Here is a 17,876-nt window from a genome sequence, read left to right as displayed (position 1 = left end):
TCATAGGATGCGGCGGTGATCACCCTTACCAAGAAACGACGGACGGCCCGCGGAGCCGCCCTGCTCGGGGCGCTGACGATAGTCGGCGCCACGGTGCTGGTCGGCTTCCCCGCGTACGCCGACGAGCCCGGGGCCCCGCCCGCCGCCGCGACCGAAGCGCCCAAGGTCGACCTCATCCTGGACGGGTCGGGGTCGATGCGGACCGCGGACATCCAGGGCAAGAGCCGGATCGCGGTCGCCCAGCAGTCCATCAACGAGGTCATCGACGCGCTGCCCGACGAGACCGAGTTCGGCCTGCGCACCCTCGGCGCGACCTACCCCGGCGCCGACCAGAAGGAAGGCTGCAAGGACACCAAGCAGCTCTTCCCCGTCGGCAAGACCAACAAGGTCGAGGCCAAGACCGCCGTCGCCACCGTCCGCCCGACGGGCTGGACCCCGATCGGCGTGGCGCTGCGCGCCGCCGCCCAGGACCTCGGCACCGGCCCGACCACCCGCCGGATCGTGCTGATCACCGACGGCGAGGACACCTGCGCCCCGCCCGACCCGTGCGACGTGGCCCGCGAACTCGCCAGCCAGGGCATCCACCTGGTGGTCGACACCCTCGGCCTGGCCCACGACGACAAGACCCGCCAGCAGCTGCTGTGCATCGCCAACGCGACCGGCGGCACCTTCACCGACGTCCGCACCCAGGAACAGCTGACCACCCGCGTCAAGCAGATCGTCACCCGCGCCCAGGACACCCACACCGTCACCCCCGCCAAGGTGACCGGCGCCGAACAGTGCACCAACGCCCCGATCCTGGCGCCCGGCGTGTACAGCGACCGGGAGAAGTTCTCCGAGCACCGGGTGTACCGGGTGCCGGTGAAGGCCGGCCAGGAACTGCGCGCCTCGGTCAGCGTCACCCCCGACCGGGCCGTCGCCCGCGACTACGGGGTCCTGCTGCAGGCCACCGACAGCAGCGGCCAGGAACTGGTCCGCGGCAGCGACGCCGGCTCCGGCCGCACCGACGTGGCGTCCACCGGCGTCCGCTGGTCCGCGCCCGACACCTCCGCGTCCCCGTCGCCGAGTTCCGGCACCAAGGCGAGCACCGACCGCACCGTCTGCCTGATCGTCAGCAACTCCTTCGCCGGCCAGGCCACCGCCCAGGCCGCCGACCCCGGCCTGCCGCTGGAACTGACCGTCGACGTCTCCGCCGCCTCCCCCGCGCCCGACGGCGCCGCGATGGGCCTCGGCCGCGGCTGGATCCTGCTCGGCGTGCTCACCCTGGCCGGCCTGCTCGCCGGTCTGATCTTCGGCTGGCTGGCACGTTGGCGGATCGCCGTCTGGCGGGAGAACTGACCATGCGCAAGCTCTTCACCCTCGCGGCCCCGGCCGCCGCGCTCACCGGCCTGCTCCTGCTGGCCCCCGCCGCGACCGCCGCTTCGCCCTCGCCCTCACCGTCCGCGAGCAACGGCGCCAAGCCGGTGCTCAACTCGGTCGGCACCAGCTTCCTGACCGCCACCACGCTGGCCGCCGGCCAGGACGCGGACGTCCCGGTCTCCACCGGCGACTACCTGTACTGGGCGTTCCCGGCCTCCGAGGGCCAGACCGCCACCGTCCAGGTCAAGGTCACCCTCCCGGACGCCGCCGACCGGCACGGCGCACAGACCTGGACCGTCGAACTCTTCGACGGCCTGCGCCGCCGCCAGGCCTGCACCGCAGGGCCGCAGAACGGCACCGCCGAACAGAGCGCCACCACCATCGCCCTGAGCTGCACCCTGCGGCAGATCCGCTCCTGGGCCGAACCCTGGTCCGGCGACCCGCTGCCCGGCACCTACTACATCCGGCTCTCCACCAGCGACATCCCGCAGCAGGACCTCGGCCTCGCCTCCCAGGTCCACGTGCACGTCGCCACCACCGGCGGCCTGAACGACGCCCAGCCCGAGGGCGGCTCGCTCAAGGCCCCGCTCGTCCCGCCGGTCAACGCCGGCTCCACCGCGAGCGGCCCGGCGGCGACGCCCGCCCCCAGCGCGAGTGCCGCGTACGCGGCGTCCCCCACCGCGGAAGAGACCCACTGGTACTCGGACCTCTTCTCCGGCTGGAACACCCGCTGGTGGTGGACCGCCGCAGGCGGCATCCTCGCCGCCCTCGCCGGCGTCCTCGGCTACACCCTCACCCGCCACCCGCGAGGGCACCGGCCGCACCACCATCACCACCCGGTGGAGTAGGTAAGAACGCAGGCGAGCGCGAATACAGGGGCGCGGGGAACTGCGCGCAGCGGAAGGCACCCCACCGCAAGATCGCGATGCAGGCAATGACTTGAACACTGCTCGCGACCGTGCGGACGTGGCTTGCGCTTGTCGCGCAGTTCCCCACGCACTACCCCCTGAGCGTCGCGAGAATCCGCACCGCCGACATCCCCAGCTCCGGCGTGACAGCCGTGCTGGGTGCGAAGTGCCGCTCGAGGACGTCCTCCGTGTACCGCCGGCACTGCTGGTGCCAGTGCAGCACGGCGGCCATCCAGTCCTCCAGCTCGTGGACGTACCCGTCGATCGCCTCCGACGCCTCGCCATCCAGACCGAAGTCCTGCTTCAGCAAAGGCAGTTCACCCTGCACCACGTGCTGGAACTGGTTCAGCCGCGAGCCCATCAGGTCCGCGACGATGTCCACCGCGACGGGGTAGTCGCAGGAGAAGAAGTTCTCCACCACCCGGACCAGGTTGTGGAACTCGCCCTCGTACTCGATCTCCTTCTGGTACGAGTGCAGGTCGTTGACCAGGCAGGCGTAGTCCGCCGCCGAGTTCTCGATCGCCCGCATGGTGCCGCTCTCGTACACCGCCTCAGGAATGGTCTCGCCGCGCCCGAGCCGGGACAGGCTCATCGTCAGGTCGGAGCCGAAGGTGGCGCGTCGCATCTCGATGTAGTCGACGGGGTCGGGGATGCGGTTCTGCGCGCCGTTGGCGAGCTCCCACAGCCAGCTGTCGATCATGTCGCCGACGGCCTTGCGGAACTTGGCCCGGGCCGAGGTGGAGAAGGGCGCGCTGGTGCGCTGCCAGAGGTCGGCGAGGCCGGCTTCCAGGGCGTTGCGGGGCTCGAAGGGGAGGCTGCCGTCGAGCGTCATCAGGGCGTAGAGCCGCTCGTTGGTGGCCTTCGCGCCGGCCAGGTCGCGGGGGCGGCCGAAGACCGGGGGGTAGTAGTCGTCGGCGTAGGTGCCCCAGGTGAGCCAGGCGGAGCTGAGGTCGAGTTCGGCGGCGGTGCCGTCGGGGTCGATGCCGGCGGCGCACAGCGGGAAGTCGTAGTCGCGGAGCTTCTGTTCGTTCCAGATGTCGGAGGCGGGGACGCCGGGCTCCGGGTCGAGCAGGCCGAACTCGCGGGCCCAGTCGATGACGTTCTCGCGGGAGGCGTCCAGGTGCGGGTTGAGCGAGACGGCGTACGGCATCGGGAAGTCGGGCATCCGCGAGGGCCCGACCTTGCGGTGCGGGGTGTGGGCGAAGCTGCGCAGGCCGCGGATGCCTGCCGCGAGGCGGATATTGGCAGCGGAGGTGCCGAGGCCCTTGGGGCCGAGGACGGGGGCTGCCGCGCCGCCGCCGTTCATGTAGCGGCTGGAGCGCATGTGCCATTCGTGGCCGCCGGACTGCCAGTCCTGCATGCCCTTGACGTAGGCCAGGACGCGGGCGATCTCCTCCGGGTTCAGCGCGTGTTCGGCGAACAGGCCGGGGAGTTCGGTGAGCGCGGTGTTCTCGAACTGCTGGAGGCGGGACGTCAGCAGGTCGTTGACCGCGTCCGCGGCCTGCTGGGTGGAGCAGCCGAGGAAGGTCTCCAGCACCAGGACGCCGTTGGAGAGTTCGCCCTCCTCCTGGATCTCGCGCTCGTACGAGAACAGGTCGTTGCGCAGGTGCACGCCGTCGGAGAAGGCGTCGCGCAGGACCCGCAACGGACGGGAGTACGCGACCGCCTCGGGCACCTCGGCGTGTGCGGCGTACTCGATCAGACCGGCCGACCAGGGGGCGCCGCCGACCTTGCGGCGCATCTCGATGTACTCGACGGGGTTGGAGACCCGGCCCTCGTTGATGTTGGAGAGCTCCCAGAGGGACTCGTTCAGCAGGTTCCGGGTGGACTCGGCGAACCGGGCCCGCCAGTCGGCCGACATGTGCGGGACGGTGCGCTGCCAGAGGTCCGCCAGGCCCGCCTCGACCGGGTTGGTGGCATCGGGGAAGCCGTCGGCGAGGTCCATCGGCATGAAGGCGGGCAGCCGGTCCAGGTAGGCCTTGCCGCCCTCGCGGTCGAGGGTGCGCTTGAAGATCTCCAGGAAGTGGTCGTCGAAGAAGAAGACCCAGGTGTACCAGTCGGTGACGAGGTCGAGTGCCTCGCTGTCGCAGTCGGGGTGGGTGTAGGAACAGAGCAGCGCGTAGTCGTGCGAGTCGAGATCGTGCTCCTCCCAGATGCCCGATCCCTCCAGCATGCCGAAGTCGCGTGCCCACTCCTTGGTGTGCACCCGCGCCTTCTCGTAGTGCGGGTTGATGCGCGCCGGGTACGGCACGTAGAAGTCCGGCAGTTCGAACGGCTGAGCCACTGGGTCCCGCCCCTTTTCGACGACAGAGATCGGCGCGATGCCTAACGAGCCCTCCGACCCTCGGTCACCGCTACCCGGCTCCGCCGCCCCGACGCCACAATCCACTCGTACGAGTGAACTCGGGGACGATCGCGTGACATTGGGTGCTGTCGGACCCCTCCGCCAGGCTGTCACCGCCCGCCTCCCCCGCCCCTTGGAGCCTCGCATGGCGTTCACCGACGAGACCTGGCGCCTGCTGCGCGGCGAGGAGTTGGTCGGCGAGATCCGCATCACCGAAGCCGACTTCCCGTGGCTGTCCGGCGATTTCCTGCCCGGCCCGGGCTGGCCGGCGGCCGAGCCCGGGTTCGCCGAGAGCCTTCGGCTGGTCGAGGCCGAGGAGTGGGAGGCGTGGGACCCGTTCTACACCGCGCTGACGAAGAACTGCACCCTGCACGCCCCGGACGGCCCGGCCGCCGAGTTCCTGCTGCACATCGAGCCGCCGCAGGCATGGTTCCGCTTCAGCGAGGAACCGTTCGAGGACGACTGACGCACCGCCCGTCAGGCCTGCGGCTGGAAGATCCGGGCCTCCGCCAGGTCGCTGCTCCAGTCGACCTGCCAGCCGCGGCTTGCGGCCAGGGCGGCCAGCCCGTCGAGGCCGATGCCCCGGTAGTAACGCCGCCGGATGCTCGTCCTGGGCATCAAGTCCTTGCCCTTGTACTTGTAGCGGTACTTCTTGTTGTGCTCCAGCCGCGAGCGCACCCTGGCCAGCTCCCGTTCGATGCCCCGGTCGAGCGCCCGCGCGGCCCACGCCTCCCACTCCTCGCGGGTGCCGTGCCGCTCCAGGCGGTAACGGCTCGGCGTGAGAACGAACTTGGACGCACCGGGCTCGGCCGTGCCGTCGAGCGCCACCGAGCCGTCCAGGAAGTCCCAGAGGACCCGGATCGGCAGCCAGAACCACTGCAGGCCGAACTGGAGCCGCAGCCCGAACGCAGAGCGCTGCGGCAGTGGGCCGGTACGGAGGCCGGGCGGGGCCGGTGGGTGCCAGTCGCTCATCCGAATGCCTCCAGGGTCTTCACGTCGTCCGGGCCGAGCAGTGCACGCCCCGAACCGCAGTTCGATCTTCGTACACCAAGCGCAGGGTATCTTCCGCCGCCGAAGAGGCCGATGGGGCGTCAGGGCAGCGCGAGCACGAGCGGCCGGACGGGGCTGCCGGGGTCGAGGCGGTAGCTCCAGTCGGCAGGCACCAGCAGGCACTGGGCGGCGCGCAGGCGCAGCGTGCTGCGGCCGGCGGCGGAGCCGGGGGGCGGGCTCAGCTGGACCGCCGCGGCGCCGCGCCGTTGCACCAGCAGCACGGCGACCTGGCCGTGCTGCCACGGTCCGGCGAGGCGGTCGGGGACGGCCAGGACGGGGCGGGCCAACTCGCGTTCCAGGGCGGCGGCCAGCGCATCGGCGGAGCAGTCCGGGGCCGGTTCCTGCTCGCTCCACATCAGCGCCGGCCCGGAGCGGGCGGTGCCGCCCCGCAGGAAGGCCGCCAACTCGACGACCTGGCCGTCAGGTTCGGGGGACCGCCGGTCCTCCCCTTCGTACCACTGCACGACTGCCCCCTCCGGAGCGGGCGCCGAGCCGTCTCGGGCACCGCCGAACCATCCTGGGCCGCTCTCAAACCTGGTGGACAGTCACGAGATCGCGTGACACCCGACCCCGTGCAACCATCCGGCAGGACATGGCCTTTCAACCGATTTGACCTGTTTCGACCCCTGGTCACTTTGCTGCCAGCGCAGTTGATGAGGTGGCCACCCGGTGGTCCGGCGGTGGCCCGGCGGACATGCTGGATGCAGGCCGAACAGCACCGGGCAGCACCGCCCGACCGGCCCGCTCCCCACCCCACAACCGCCCTCGGAGGCCCCCATGAAGCGCGCCCTCGCCCTCGCCGCCGTCACCGCCGCGGCCCTGTTCGCCGCCGTTTCCCCGGCCTCCGCCGACACCGCCGCCCCGACCGGCTCCACCACGCTGCAGCAGCAGGTGACGGTCGACCTGCCGGACACCCCGCTGGACGGCGACACCTCGTGGGGCGGCGCCTGCGAGACCCCCCTCTGCAAGCCCTGGAACTGACCCCCGCTGCCACCTCGACCTCCGGGAGTTCTCCATGCACACCTCCACCGTCCAGCACCCCGCTGCCACCGTCGGGTTCAGCCGCCGCGAGCTCCAGGTCCTGCACCTGGTCGGCGAGGGCGCCAGCTATGCGACGATCGCCCGCCGGCTGGGGCTCAGCCCGCACACCGTGGACACCTATCTGCGCCGGATCCGCGCCAAGTCCGGTGTCAGCTCGCAGGTCCAGCTCGCGCTGCTGGCCTCCCGGCTGCCCACGCCGGCAGCCGCCTAGGAAGAGGCGAGGGGGTGCAGCTAGGTGCACCCCGGCCGGGCAGGTGGCTGCAATGGCACGAGAAGCGCTGCCCGGGATCGTCATGGGTGACACGACGATCCCGATCGAGAGGCGAACTCCCATGCGGAACACCCGGGCCACCCGGACCGGCTGGTTCGGCCCCGCCGCGCTCTTCCTCGCGGTGGCCTTTCCGGCCGCCGGCCTGCTGGGCGCGGTCCAGCCGCTCACCGGACTGCCCGATGAAGTCCTCCAACTGACCCAGTTCGGACCGGCGTTGGGCGTGGCCGCGGTCGCCCTGATGCGGCCGTCGCAGGTATGGGGCCTGCTGACGGCCGGCGGGGCGCGCGGCCCGCGCGGGGCGCTGCTGCTCAGCGCCGTGGCGATCACCGCGCTGGCGGTGGCCGGCGCCCTGCTGCTGCACGGCGGTGTCCCGGTGCGCAACCCGGGTTCGCTGGCCGCCCCGTTCGGCGTGGTGGTGGTCGCCCAGTTCGTGGGCGCCTGCGGCGAGGAGATCGGCTGGCGCTGCCTGCTGCAGCCGCTGCTGCGCACCCGTTTCGGCCCGCTCGGTTCGTCCGCCGCGGTCGGTCTGCTCTGGGGCGCCTGGCACGTGCAGGTGTTCGCGCAGGCCCCGGCGTACGCGGCCGGGTTCCTGGCGGCGACCGTCGCCATGTCGGTGCTGCTGGGCCTGGCCTGGGAGCGGATCGGCGCCCACCGGCTGCTGCTCGCCGGCGGCTTCCACACCCTGGTGAACCTGGGCATGCTGCTGTTCCTGGACGAGGAGTCCGGCGCGGTGGAGCCCATGCTGCTGTTCGGCGCGGCAAGCGTACTGGTCGCGCTGCCCTGGGTCCTGGCCGACCGCCGCCCGGCCCGTGCGGATAGGCTCGCGACGACATGACGGACCGACAGATGCGCTTCCGGGGACCACTGGTCGCCCTGGCCCGCTGCCAACGACTCTCGCTGGACGCCCTGGTGACGTCACTGCGGGGGCTCGCGGCGCTCGGCGCGCTGACACTGCTGCCGGTCGGCCTGGGTCTGCTGCTCCTGCCGTCCGCGGCCGGCCTGCTGCGCCGCGGCAGCGACCGCGAACGCGACCGCACCGCCCGCTGGACGGGCACCGTGCTCGACGATCCCGAACCGCTGCCCACCGCCCCGACCGTCACCGGCCGGGCGGTGGCGGTGCTCGGCTCGCACGCCTTCTGGCGCGACCTCGCCTGGTCCTGCTTCGGCCCGTGGAGCACCGGCCTGCTGGTCGCCGTCCCGCCGACGCTGGTCGGCTTCGGTCTGTTCGGCGCGCTGGTGCAGCCGTTCATCTGGCAGTACCTCGGCCCGGACAACTGGTACGCCTTCGTCCCGGTGGAGTCCACCGGCACCGCGCTCGCCGCCGCCGCGCTCGGCCTGGCCTTCGTCGCGGGGGGCCTGTGGCTGACCGTCCCGGTGCTGGTCCGCTACGGCGAGTGGACCGGCAAGCTGCTGGGCGACCCGTACGCGACCCGGCTGGAGCGCCGGATCGGCCAGCTGACGGACAGCCGGGCCGACGCCCTCGACACCCAGGCCGCCGAACTGCGCCGGATCGAACGCGACCTGCACGACGGCGCGCAGGCCCGGCTGGTCGCCCTCGGCCTGACCCTCGACCAAGCCGACCGGCTGGTCGACAGCGACCCGGCCGCCGCCCGCCGGCTGCTCGGCGAAGTCCGGGCCAGCTCCGAGCGGGCCCTGCAGGAGCTGCGCGACCTGGTCCACGGCATCCTCCCGCCGGTACTCGCCGACCGCGGCCTGCCCGACGCCGTCCGCTCGCTCGCCCTGGACGCCTTCCTGGACGTCGAGGTGGACGCCGACCTGCCCGGCCGGCTGCCCGCCGCCGTCGAGGGCGCCGCCTACTTCGCGGTCGCCGAACTGCTCGCCAACGCCGGCAAGCACTCCGGCGGCCGCACCGTGCGGATACGACTGCGCTGCGCCGACGGCCTGCTGCGCGCCACCGTCACCGACGACGGCCGGGGCGGCGCCGACCCTGCCCGCGGCAGCGGCCTGGCCGGGGTGCGCCGCCGGCTGGCCGCCTTCGACGGCACCCTCGCCCTGGTCAGCCCGCCGGGCGGACCGACCACCGCGACCCTGGAGCTCCCGTGCGCGTCGTCCTCGCCGAAGACCTCTTCCTCCTCCGTGACGGCCTGAGCCGCACCCTCGCCGAACACGGTTTCGAGGTCGTCGCCGCCGTCGACAACGGCCCCGAACTGCTGCGCGCCCTGCGCGAGTTGCGCCCCGACGTGGCCGTCGTCGACATCCGTCTGCCGCCCACCCACACCGACGAGGGCCTGCAGGCCGCGCTGACCGTCCGCCGCGAACGGCCCGCCCTGCCGGTGCTGGTGCTGTCCCAGTACGTGGAGCAGCTGTACGCGCAGGAACTGCTCGCCGACGGGGAGGGCGCGGTCGGCTACCTGCTCAAGGACCGGGTCACCCACACCGCGCAGTTCGTCGACGCCGTCCGCACCGTCGCCTCCGGCGGCACCGTGATGGACCCGCAGGTGATCGCCCGCCTGATGGCCCGGTCCACCGCCCGCGGCACCACCGCCGACCTGTCGCCCCGCGAACTCGACGTACTGCGCCTGATGGCCGAGGGCCGCTCCAACGCCGCGGTGATGGCCGAACTGCACATCGGCGAGAGCGCGGTGGCCAAACACACCGCCGCGATCTTCGGCAAGCTCCGGATCGACAACACCCCCGACGCCAACCGCCGCGTGCTCGCCGTCCTCGCCTATCTGAAGCGCTGACGCCCTGGCGCCGCGCAGTCGGGCTCGCAGGGTCCTGAGGAACCGCCGAACCTGGAGTGCCTCTTTGCTCGCCGAACCCTCCCCCGCGCCGCCTCTGCCGCCCGCCATCGGCAAGGGGCCACCGCACTCGCCCTGCTGCTGTCCACTCCCCCGGTGGCCCGCCTGCTGCGGCCGCTGCTCGCCCCGCGACTCGGCCTGCTGCTGCGTCGCCAGAGCCTGTCCCCGGAAGCCGGTCCGCCGCCCGCCCGTGATCGCTAAGCTGCCGGGGCGGTGGTGGAACGATCACGGAGGAACGGTTTGCGGGGCGAGTGGATCAGGGTGCCGGTCGGCGACGACTCCGCACGGTGGACCACCCGGGGCGAGTGCCGGCGGGTCCTGCTGGTGGCACACAACGTCACCTCGGCGACCCGGCTGCTCGACGTGGTCGGCCTGTTCCGCGACGACCTGCGCGTCCAACTGCTCGCCACCTGCCCCGGCAGCTCCCCGTTCCGCTCCGGACTGCCCGAACTCCTCCACTCCCTGGGCGTCCCCGTCGTCCCCTGGGAGCAGGCCCTCGAGCTCGCCCCCGAGCTGGCGATCTCGGCCAGCTTCGGCGGTCAACTGCACGAGCTCAAAAGCCGGTTGATCGTCCTATCGCACGGCGTTGGCTACAATAAGAAGCTGGCAACACCGGACACCGGACACCGGATACCGGACACCGGAGCGCCGGTGTTCGGGCTTTCGCGCGAGTGGCTGCTCCACGACGGGGTCCCGGTCGCCGATGCACTGGTGCTGTCCCACCCCGATCAGCTCGACCGGCTCGCGGCGGCCTGCCCGGAGGCGGCCGGCACGGCGGTGCTCGGCGGTGACCCGTGCTTCGACCGCATCCTCGCGGCCCGCCCCCGCCGCGACGCGTTCCGCCGGGCGTTCGGCGTCCGCCCCGGCCAGCGCCTGATCGTCCTCAACTCGACCTGGAACCCCACCTCGCTGTTCGGCGACGGCGGCGCGGAGGACGTCCTGCCGCTGCTGCTCTCCCGCCTGCCGGAGCTGCCGCTGGACGAGTACCGGGTCGCCGTCGTCCTGCACCCCAACGTGTGGCACGGCCACGGCCCCGGCCAGGTCCGGCTCTGGCTCGACGGGGCCCGCCGGGCGGGCGTGACGCTGGTCGACCCGGTCGCGGACTGGCGGCAGGCCCTGATCGCCGCGGACGCCGTGATCGGCGACTTCGGCTCGGTCAGCTACTACGCGGCGGCCCTCGGCACCCCGGTGGTGCTGGCGGCGGCCGGCGCGTCCGTCCTCGACGACGGCTCCCAGGTCGCCGCGTTCGTCCGCGAGGCCCCGAAGCTCGACCTGCACGCCGCGCTGGCCCCGCAGTTGGCGGAGCTGCTCGCCCGCGGCACGCCACCGGCCGGACCGGCCGAGCTGACCAGCTCCCGCCCGGGCGAGTCCGCCGGTCTGCTGCGCGCGCTGTTCCACCGCCTCCTCGACCTCCCCGAACCGCCCGCCCCCGCACTGCTCGACCTGCTGCCCCTGCCCGCCCACCAGCCGCCCCTGGTGACGGCACCCGTCCGGGTGCTGGCCCACGCCGGCAAGGACGGCACGGTCGAGATACGCCGGTTCGCCGCTCCCCGCCACGAGCCGGAGGGCCCCGGCACCGCCCACCTGGTCGCCCACGAGGACACCTTGGACCCGGGCACCCTGGCCCTCGCCGACGTCATCATCCGCCACGGCACCCTCGACGACCCCCGGCTCGACCCGCCGCTCGCCTGGGCCGATCACACCCTGTCCCGCCACGCCTCCTGCACCCTGGCCGTCCAGATCACCGGCCCGACCACCTGCACGGCCCGCCACCGCTCCGGCGCGAACCTGGAGTTGACCTCCCTCGACGGCCTCGACCCAGCCACCGCCGCCTCCGCCCTGCTCGCCCTCGGCCCGGCCACCGGCACCCTGACCGTCCGCACCGGCACCATGATCCACCGGGTGACGGTCGCTCAGCCCCGCTGACGCACAGCAGCCGCAGCACCGCGAGCTGCGCCAGGTGGACCACCGCGGAGCCGCTCAGCGAAGGACAGCCACCCGGCAAACCGCTCCGCCACGCGCGCCTGACGAAGCCCCCCGCCGCCGGAGGCCCACTCTCGGCCCGGCCACCGGCACCCTGACCGTCCGCACCGGCACCACGATCCACCGGGTGACGGGCGCTCAGCCCCGCTGACGTGCAGCTCGGTCACCAGCCCCCGTTGACGCCCGACTCGGTCACTCGCCCCCCGTTGACGCCCGACTCGGTCACTCGCCCGCGCCGCCGCACAGCGACCGCAGCACCGCGAGCGGCACCAGGTGGAACACCGCGCCGCCGCGCTCCAGCAGCACCCCGGCCTCGTCCAGCAGCGGCAGCGCCTGCGCCCCGTGCCCCTGGTCGATGAGCGTCTGGACCAGGTCGGTGAGCGCGCGGGCGGTGTTGTAGGCCTCGCCGGTGCCGCGGAAGAACGCCACCGCCTGCTCGATCGACGCCCGGGCCTCCTCGAACCGGCCCAGTCCGCGCAGCGCCCGGCCGCGGTGCCGGGCGAGCAGGGCGCGGGCCCGGGGCAGGTCGGCCTGCCCGCTGTCACCGTCCCCGATGCCGTCGAGCAGTCCGACGGCCCGGTCGAAGCACTCCAGCGCCTCGGCCCAGCGCCACTGGCGCAGCCGCAGCAGGCCGAGCGTCTCCACGGCGGTGGCCTGCCCGCGCAGGTGACCGTCCGACTCCTCCACCTCGGCGGCCAGCACCAGCTGCTGCTCGGCCTCGCCGTACTCCTGCAACTCGGTCAGCGCCAGCGCGAGTTGGACGTGCATCCGGGCCGCCACCGGAGGCCGTACGGCGGACGCGGCCCGCGCACCGGCCCGCAGCGCGGGCAGCAGTTCGTCGTGCCGGCCGGCCTTCAACTGGACCGCCCACAGCGCCTCGACCAGCTGGCAGACCAGGTCGGGGGCGGCGAACTCCTCGGCGGCGCCCACGGCTTCCACCAGGTTGGGCAGTTCCGTCCCGAGCGCCGCCAGCGCCTCGGCCTCGCCGGGGTAGCCGTCCGGTCCGAGCTCCGCGTACAGCGGGCCGAGGTGCCAGCGCTGCGGGAGCGCCGCGTAGTCGGCGCGGACGGCGAGCCGCAGGTAGTGATCGACGGTGCGCCGCACGGCAGTTGCGCAGGCCGCGAGCCCGTCCTCCCGAATGGCTGCTGCCTCGGCGTGCCGGCGGACGGCCGGGCGGTAGCGGTGGCGGCCGTCGAGGGCGGTCTCCAGCAGTCCGGCGGCGGTGAGTTCGTCCAGCGCCTCGGCGGCCTCGGCCTCGGTCAGTCCGGTGGCGGCCGCGGCGGCGGCCGGCCCGATCGCGGGCCACCGGCGCAGCGCGCAACTGCGGTACACCGAGGCGCTGTTCGGCGCGATGCGGGCGTACCGGTCGGCGGTCGCGGCCTCCACGGGGTCGGCGAAGACCTGCCCGGCGAGCGCCCGCGGCGCGGTCTCGCCCAGCACGGTGGCGGCGGCGCGCAGCGCGAACGGTGAGCCGGCGCAGCGGTCCAGCACCCCGGGCAGGGCGGCCTTGGCGGCGCTGACGGCGTGTTTGCCGGCCAGGTCGGTGAGCAGGCGGCGGGCATCCTTGTCGGCGAGCGGTCCGACGGGGATGTTCAGCGCGTCCAGCCCGGCCAGCGGGCGGCGCGCGGTGATGACGGTGACGACGCCGGGGGCGGCGGTGAGCAGCGGCCGCACCTGGGCGGCCGAGTGCGCGTGGTCGAGGACGACCAACAGCCGCCGCCCGGCGAGCAGTTGCCCGAACCGTTCGGCCCGGTCCTCGACGGTGGCGGGCAGCTGGTCGGCGGGGACGCCGAGCTTCTGCAGGAAGCGCCGCAGCACGGTCGCCGGGTCGGCCGCGCCCTGCGGTCCGCCGGCGCGCAGGTCGGCGTACAGCTGTCCGTCGGGGAACCGGTGGGCCTCCCGGCCGCCCCAGTGGATCGCCACCGCGCTGGTGCCGATGCCGTCCGGGCCGTGCAGGAGCACCTGCCGGGGCCGGCCGTCCGCCTTCCGTCCGGCTTCCTTATCGAGCGCGGCGAGCGGCCCCTTGCGGTCGGTGAAGTACCGGGTGGAGACGGGCAGCAGCCGCGGCACCGCGCCGGCCTGCTCGGACTCCCCCTCGGCCAGGCCCGTCAACCACGCGGCCAGCGCCCGGGCGTGGGCCGGATCGCGCCGCGCCCCCTCGACCAGCAGCCGGGCGAGTTCCTCCCGCTCCTCGGCCCCGGAGGGCGCCGCGAGCTGACGGCCGGTCACCCGCTGGGCCAGGTTCCCGATCGACTCCCAGGCCCACTTCCCGGCTTCCCCGGCCATCGCCGAGCCGATCGTGCCCAGCACCCCCGCGACCGCCGAGACCGACAGCGGATCGATCATGCCCCCACCCCTCAGTACCGTGCGCGAAGACGACGGCCTCCGCCCACTCCACCCGACGCGCCCAACGGTAGCCTGCACACCACCCTCCGTCAGCACGCCTTCCCGGCCCCCGGCCCCGGTCATTCCCTCCAGTTGTGGCGGGGCAGCCGCTCGCCCAGGTCGGTGAAGAACCGTTGCGGGGTCCGCAGCGGTGCGCCGACCCACACCTGCGGCAACCCGTCGGGGAGTTCGGCCGGCAGCGTGGTGCCGTACCGGGTGGCCCGGTCGGCCACCTGCTGGAGGGAGGTCCAGCCGGGCAGCCACTCCTCGGCCACGCCGTACTGCCCGCGCAAGGCCTGCCGCGCGGTGAACGGGACGGTCACCACGGGCTCCAGCTGGAGCGGGTCGCCGACCACGACGGCGCGGCGGGCCCGCCACAGGCCGCCGACGGCCATCTGCGCGAACAGCGCGCCCTGGCTGTCCACCCGCCCGTCGTGGCTCTCCGGGTCGCGGCCGAACACCTCCATCAAGGTGTTGCGCACCTCCGCGAGCGGGAACAGCCCGCCGTAGACCCGTGCTGCCAGGTGTGCCCGGGCGCGGGCTTCGTCCGCCGCAGCCGGTGACCGTCCTGCCACGGGAGCAGCCCGTCGGCGTCCAGCGGGTAGACCTTCTGCTTCTCCTCCGGCGCCGGCACCGCCTGAGCGCTGAACAGTTCCACCGCCCGCCAGAACTCCACCACGGCCGCCGCCCGTTCGACCCCGCCCGCCACGTCCGCCTACCGAATCGCCGCAACGCAGAAGTCCCGCCCGGGTGACCCGGGCGGGACTTCTGTTGGGTGGGCCGTTCACGAGTCGCCTTGACCTGTAACGAAGTGGCTGCGGCAGACAGTGCTTCCCACGGCACAGAAGATCGCTTCCCAAGACACGGTTCCCAGAATCTCTCCGCGCCTTACCTGCTCCACAGCCTCCCGCGCCCGGTCGCTCCAGTCGGCGCTACCAGGTCCGACAAGTTGGGCTTTGAGCAGGTGAAGACCCGCCGCTGCCGAGCCATACTCAGCACACCCGCCCATCCGTCAGTCGATGTAAAGCATGTCGTTAGACAACCAGCCGAAAGCTTTCAGATCTGCGGCCAGCCACCCGTAGGACCAGTTCGTCGCCTGGCGGACAAGGTTGGTCGAAAGGACCTGCTCAGTACTGCGAAGAGGCAGACGGTCCGGATCCTCCGTGCTGTCGAACGTCCACGGCATCTGACGGTCGTAGGGTTCTTCCACAGCGTCGAGCTGCACGTCAGGAGCCGTCCGGTCGCCGGACGGCTCCTGGATCAGGTGGTACTCGACTGTCGCACACCAAGCTTCGGTGTCCTCGGGGTGGGGCATGACGACCGTCCCCTGGATGCGGATCGGCAACGCCCGGTAGAGCTCGAAGGAGTCGGCGTAGCCCGGGAAGTTGGCTTCGACGAGTTCGCGGTACCCGATCAGTGCATCGCGGAGCGCGTCAGCGGTGATCTTCTTGGTCAGTTCAGGCGAGTAGTACTGCCACATGAAGTTGTGGGCCGCGCGGCTACGATCGGGGGCCGGCCGGGGGTTCCGAAGCGACTCCGCCTGCTCCTGTTCGAGGTGTTCGAGGTGTTCGTAGAGCCAGCAGGCATCACCGGAATCGAATTCCCCTCCCCCCGGGCAGTTCCAGCGGGACCATGCGGTCTGGGCCACGTGCCGAGCTAGGTCGTTGACCACGGGCCGCAGACTGCCAAGCGGTACTCCCTCGGTGGGGCACGTCCGGTCGGTCATCCTCATGACCATCTGGCTGAGGTACCACGCGCGCTCCGCTGCGAGTGGGGAACTGTGCGCCACCGGCAGGATCCGCCGCTGCACGAGTTCCGTAAGGGGGCGGCGCAGACGGTCCCTGGCCCAGCGCCAACGGCCCAGCCGTCCTCCCGGGAGGAGGAATCCGCTTCGGGTGCGGAACTTCGGGCGGTCCGTGGTCCAGAAATCCGGACCGTCCAAGGCCACGATGTCGTCCTGTAGGGCGCCTTCGTACGACTGGCCGAGGTTCATCCAGTCACCCGAAACGGCCACGGCCCACGGCGCGATCCGTCCGCCGTGGTGCAGTTCGAGCCGGGGACCCAGGTCTCCCAGACCGGCGAGCCAATTCTCGACCGCTGCACGCAGGTGGCCGGCCACCCATTTCGACCGCTCCGGCCCGTCCGTTTCTGGCCCTTCGGCGAAGAAGGACTCCTCGGTTTCCTCCTCCGCGAGCTGCCCCAGCACCCACGACGCTGCGGCGGGATTGGCCCGGGCGAGTACGGCCATGTGCCCGTCCGCCGCCTCCGGGGTCGAGGTCTCCACCGCGAAAGCGATGGCGTACCGCCAACGCGGGAAGCGCCCCACCCCCGCCACGGCGTCGAACCGCACGTCGCCGTTCTTCAGCGCCTGGGCGCCGAAGTGCTGTTCGAACAGCGGCAGCGCGAAGTGCAGGAAGCCGTTCTCTCGGACGACCAGCCCGGTGTCTTCCAGTTTCCACAGCAGTTGGTGCGCTGCGAAGGAGGCTGCTCGCACCGGTTTCCGGGAGTCGAGGATGCGCACCGCGAGCCTGGCCAGACCGTCCCACGTCTCGGCGGACGTGTCCGGGCGTTCGCGTTCGAGGATGCTGTCCACCAGACCGGCCAGCAGTTCGCTGGTGGAAACCTGCGTGTCGCCGCCTGCCCAGAGCCTGCTGGCCAGGGCGTGGACCTGGAGAGGACTGGTGAGGAATTGCCTCGTCTCGGACCCGCCGAATCCGATGTATCCGTCGTCGATGACCACTCTCAGCAGGTCCAGTCCCCGTTGAACCGGCCACGGCTCGACGGCGAGGCGTTCCTCCTCCGACACCGTGCCAGCTCCCGGACGCGTGGTCGCCAACACACTGACCTGTGGCCAATTCAGCACCAACCGCCGGGCTTCGTCCAGGAGCTGATCGGCTTCCTGAAAGCCCAGGGTGTCCAGGTCGTCGAGCACGATCCGGCACGGCCCCGCCGGATCGCCCCCCAACGCCTCCCGCACTCTCACGAACAGCGACGACCCGACCTCCCGCGCCTGCCACCAGAGTGGAATCGCCACCTCGTCGTCCGTCCAAGCACGAGTCAGCCCCTGATCCCACCAACGTTCCGCCGTCTCGCTCTTGCCCGCCCCCATGGGAGCCACCAGCACCCGCAACGTGCCGTCGGGGACCTCCACCACCGGGTCGGCCTGCCCCGCCTTCCACCCCAGGACAGCGTCCTTGCGTTCAGCGGGCGTACTGCGCAGCCGCACCAGGCTCCGGCCGCGCGACTCCCGACCCCCGATCTCCAACGCCTCGGCCCGGGACCGCGAGCTGACGGAGGAAGGCACCAACTTCTGCAAGCGCTCGATGAGTTCGCCGAGTGACAGGAACTCCGGACTCCCCTCCAGCCCCGCCCTGTTCGTTGCCGAGAGGGCCGCCACCGCCCGCTCGGACTCCTCGCTCTGACGCCGCTTCCATTCGAGCAGTTGCTCCCGCGGATAGCGGCCCGGCGTGATGTCGATCTCGGAAGCGTGCCGCTCGCACATCAGGATCAGGTTCTCGTAACTGCGGTTGGCTTCCTCGCTCATGGCCCTGTCCCACCGGGGGCCGCCCTCGCTCCGTGCGTTGATGTGGGCCACGCGGCTGTTGAGCAGGAACTTCCCCGTGTCCGGGATGCGTCGGTACAACGGCTCACCGCACGAAGGGACACCGCAGGTGAGTGCGGTGCCGTAGAGAGCCTTCTCGGTACCCGGGGTCGGAGGTCGGTGGTGGATCCGCTCGGGGTCCGGCGGTTCGGCTTCCAGACTCATCCGCTCA

At 72.6% G+C, this 17,876-nt stretch carries 15 protein-coding genes; 9 read left to right on the top strand and 6 right to left on the bottom strand.

Translation table 11 applies throughout. The annotated features are described in order from the left end of the window. Nucleotides 1-15 precede the first annotated feature (15 nt). Complete coding sequence (locus tag ACFYST_RS23780) at nt 16-1,338, top strand: VWA domain-containing protein (protein ID WP_387865273.1); 1,323 nt, start codon at nt 16-18, stop codon at nt 1,336-1,338. A gap of 2 nt (nt 1,339-1,340) precedes the next feature. Next, a complete protein-coding gene (locus ACFYST_RS23775) occupies nt 1,341-2,207 on the top strand; it encodes a peptidase (RefSeq protein ID WP_387865271.1) in 867 nt (288 codons plus the stop codon). A 151-nt stretch (nt 2,208-2,358) separates the two neighbouring features. On the opposite strand, the gene ACFYST_RS23770 is transcribed toward ACFYST_RS23775, so the two are convergent. Next, nucleotides 2,359-4,551: a germacradienol/geosmin synthase gene (locus ACFYST_RS23770; protein ID WP_387865268.1), complete on the bottom strand. Its 2,193-nt coding sequence runs from the start codon at nt 4,549-4,551 to the stop codon at nt 2,359-2,361. Nucleotides 4,552-4,756: 205 nt separating this feature from the next. Between ACFYST_RS23770 and ACFYST_RS23765 the strand changes: the two genes are divergently transcribed. Beyond that, nucleotides 4,757-5,077 (top strand): hypothetical protein, encoded by a 321-nt coding sequence (locus ACFYST_RS23765; RefSeq protein WP_387865265.1) that lies wholly within the window; start codon nt 4,757-4,759, stop codon nt 5,075-5,077. An 11-nt stretch (nt 5,078-5,088) separates the two neighbouring features. On the opposite strand, the gene ACFYST_RS23760 is transcribed toward ACFYST_RS23765, so the two are convergent. Together ACFYST_RS23760 and ACFYST_RS23755 are read right to left on the bottom strand one after the other, a co-directional pair. After that, nucleotides 5,089-5,583: a hypothetical protein gene (locus tag ACFYST_RS23760; RefSeq protein ID WP_387865263.1), complete on the bottom strand. Its 495-nt coding sequence runs from the start codon at nt 5,581-5,583 to the stop codon at nt 5,089-5,091. A 119-nt stretch (nt 5,584-5,702) separates the two neighbouring features. Beyond that, nucleotides 5,703-6,125 carry a hypothetical protein gene (locus tag ACFYST_RS23755; RefSeq protein ID WP_387638183.1) on the bottom strand — a complete coding sequence of 141 codons (423 nt, stop codon included), beginning with the start codon at nt 6,123-6,125 and terminating at the stop codon, nt 5,703-5,705. Between the two features lie 313 nt (nt 6,126-6,438). Between ACFYST_RS23755 and ACFYST_RS23750 the strand changes: the two genes are divergently transcribed. From ACFYST_RS23750 to ACFYST_RS23725, 6 genes are all read left to right on the top strand, one after another. After that, nucleotides 6,439-6,642 (top strand): hypothetical protein, encoded by a 204-nt coding sequence (locus tag ACFYST_RS23750; protein WP_387638186.1) that lies wholly within the window; start codon nt 6,439-6,441, stop codon nt 6,640-6,642. Nucleotides 6,643-6,676: 34 nt separating this feature from the next. After that, complete coding sequence (locus tag ACFYST_RS23745) at nt 6,677-6,913, top strand: response regulator transcription factor (RefSeq protein ID WP_387638189.1); 237 nt, start codon at nt 6,677-6,679, stop codon at nt 6,911-6,913. 121 nt (nt 6,914-7,034) lie between these two features. Further along, nucleotides 7,035-7,808 carry a CPBP family intramembrane glutamic endopeptidase gene (locus tag ACFYST_RS23740; protein WP_387638192.1) on the top strand — a complete coding sequence of 258 codons (774 nt, stop codon included), beginning with the start codon at nt 7,035-7,037 and terminating at the stop codon, nt 7,806-7,808. Next, nucleotides 7,805-9,082 carry a sensor histidine kinase gene (locus tag ACFYST_RS23735; RefSeq protein WP_387638195.1) on the top strand — a complete coding sequence of 426 codons (1,278 nt, stop codon included), beginning with the start codon at nt 7,805-7,807 and terminating at the stop codon, nt 9,080-9,082. Before ACFYST_RS23740 ends, ACFYST_RS23735 begins: the two co-directional genes overlap by 4 nt. Next, nucleotides 9,034-9,678, top strand: coding sequence for a response regulator (locus ACFYST_RS23730; RefSeq protein WP_387638198.1), 645 nt, complete (start codon nt 9,034-9,036; stop codon nt 9,676-9,678). Before ACFYST_RS23735 ends, ACFYST_RS23730 begins: the two co-directional genes overlap by 49 nt. A 297-nt stretch (nt 9,679-9,975) precedes the next feature. Next, nucleotides 9,976-11,661, top strand: a complete 1,686-nt coding sequence (locus ACFYST_RS23725) for a hypothetical protein (RefSeq protein ID WP_387865261.1) — start codon at nt 9,976-9,978, stop codon at nt 11,659-11,661. 279 nt (nt 11,662-11,940) lie between these two features. Here the strand turns inward: ACFYST_RS23725 and ACFYST_RS23720 are convergent, their stop codons facing one another. The 3 genes from ACFYST_RS23720 to ACFYST_RS23710 all read right to left on the bottom strand — a co-directional run bounded on the left by ACFYST_RS23720 (nt 11,941) and on the right by ACFYST_RS23710 (nt 17,869). After that, nucleotides 11,941-14,064: a tetratricopeptide repeat protein gene (locus tag ACFYST_RS23720; protein ID WP_387865259.1), complete on the bottom strand. Its 2,124-nt coding sequence runs from the start codon at nt 14,062-14,064 to the stop codon at nt 11,941-11,943. 119 nt (nt 14,065-14,183) lie between these two features. Further along, complete coding sequence (locus ACFYST_RS23715) at nt 14,184-14,678, bottom strand: hypothetical protein (protein WP_387865256.1); 495 nt, start codon at nt 14,676-14,678, stop codon at nt 14,184-14,186. A 437-nt stretch (nt 14,679-15,115) separates the two neighbouring features. Next, nucleotides 15,116-17,869 (bottom strand): hypothetical protein, encoded by a 2,754-nt coding sequence (locus tag ACFYST_RS23710; RefSeq protein ID WP_387865253.1) that lies wholly within the window; start codon nt 17,867-17,869, stop codon nt 15,116-15,118. Nucleotides 17,870-17,876 lie beyond the last annotated feature (7 nt).

The organism is Kitasatospora sp. NPDC004614 (assembly GCF_042873675.1).
Lineage (GTDB): Bacteria > Actinomycetota > Actinomycetes > Streptomycetales > Streptomycetaceae > Kitasatospora.
This window is presented reverse-complemented; position numbering and strand designations above follow the sequence as displayed.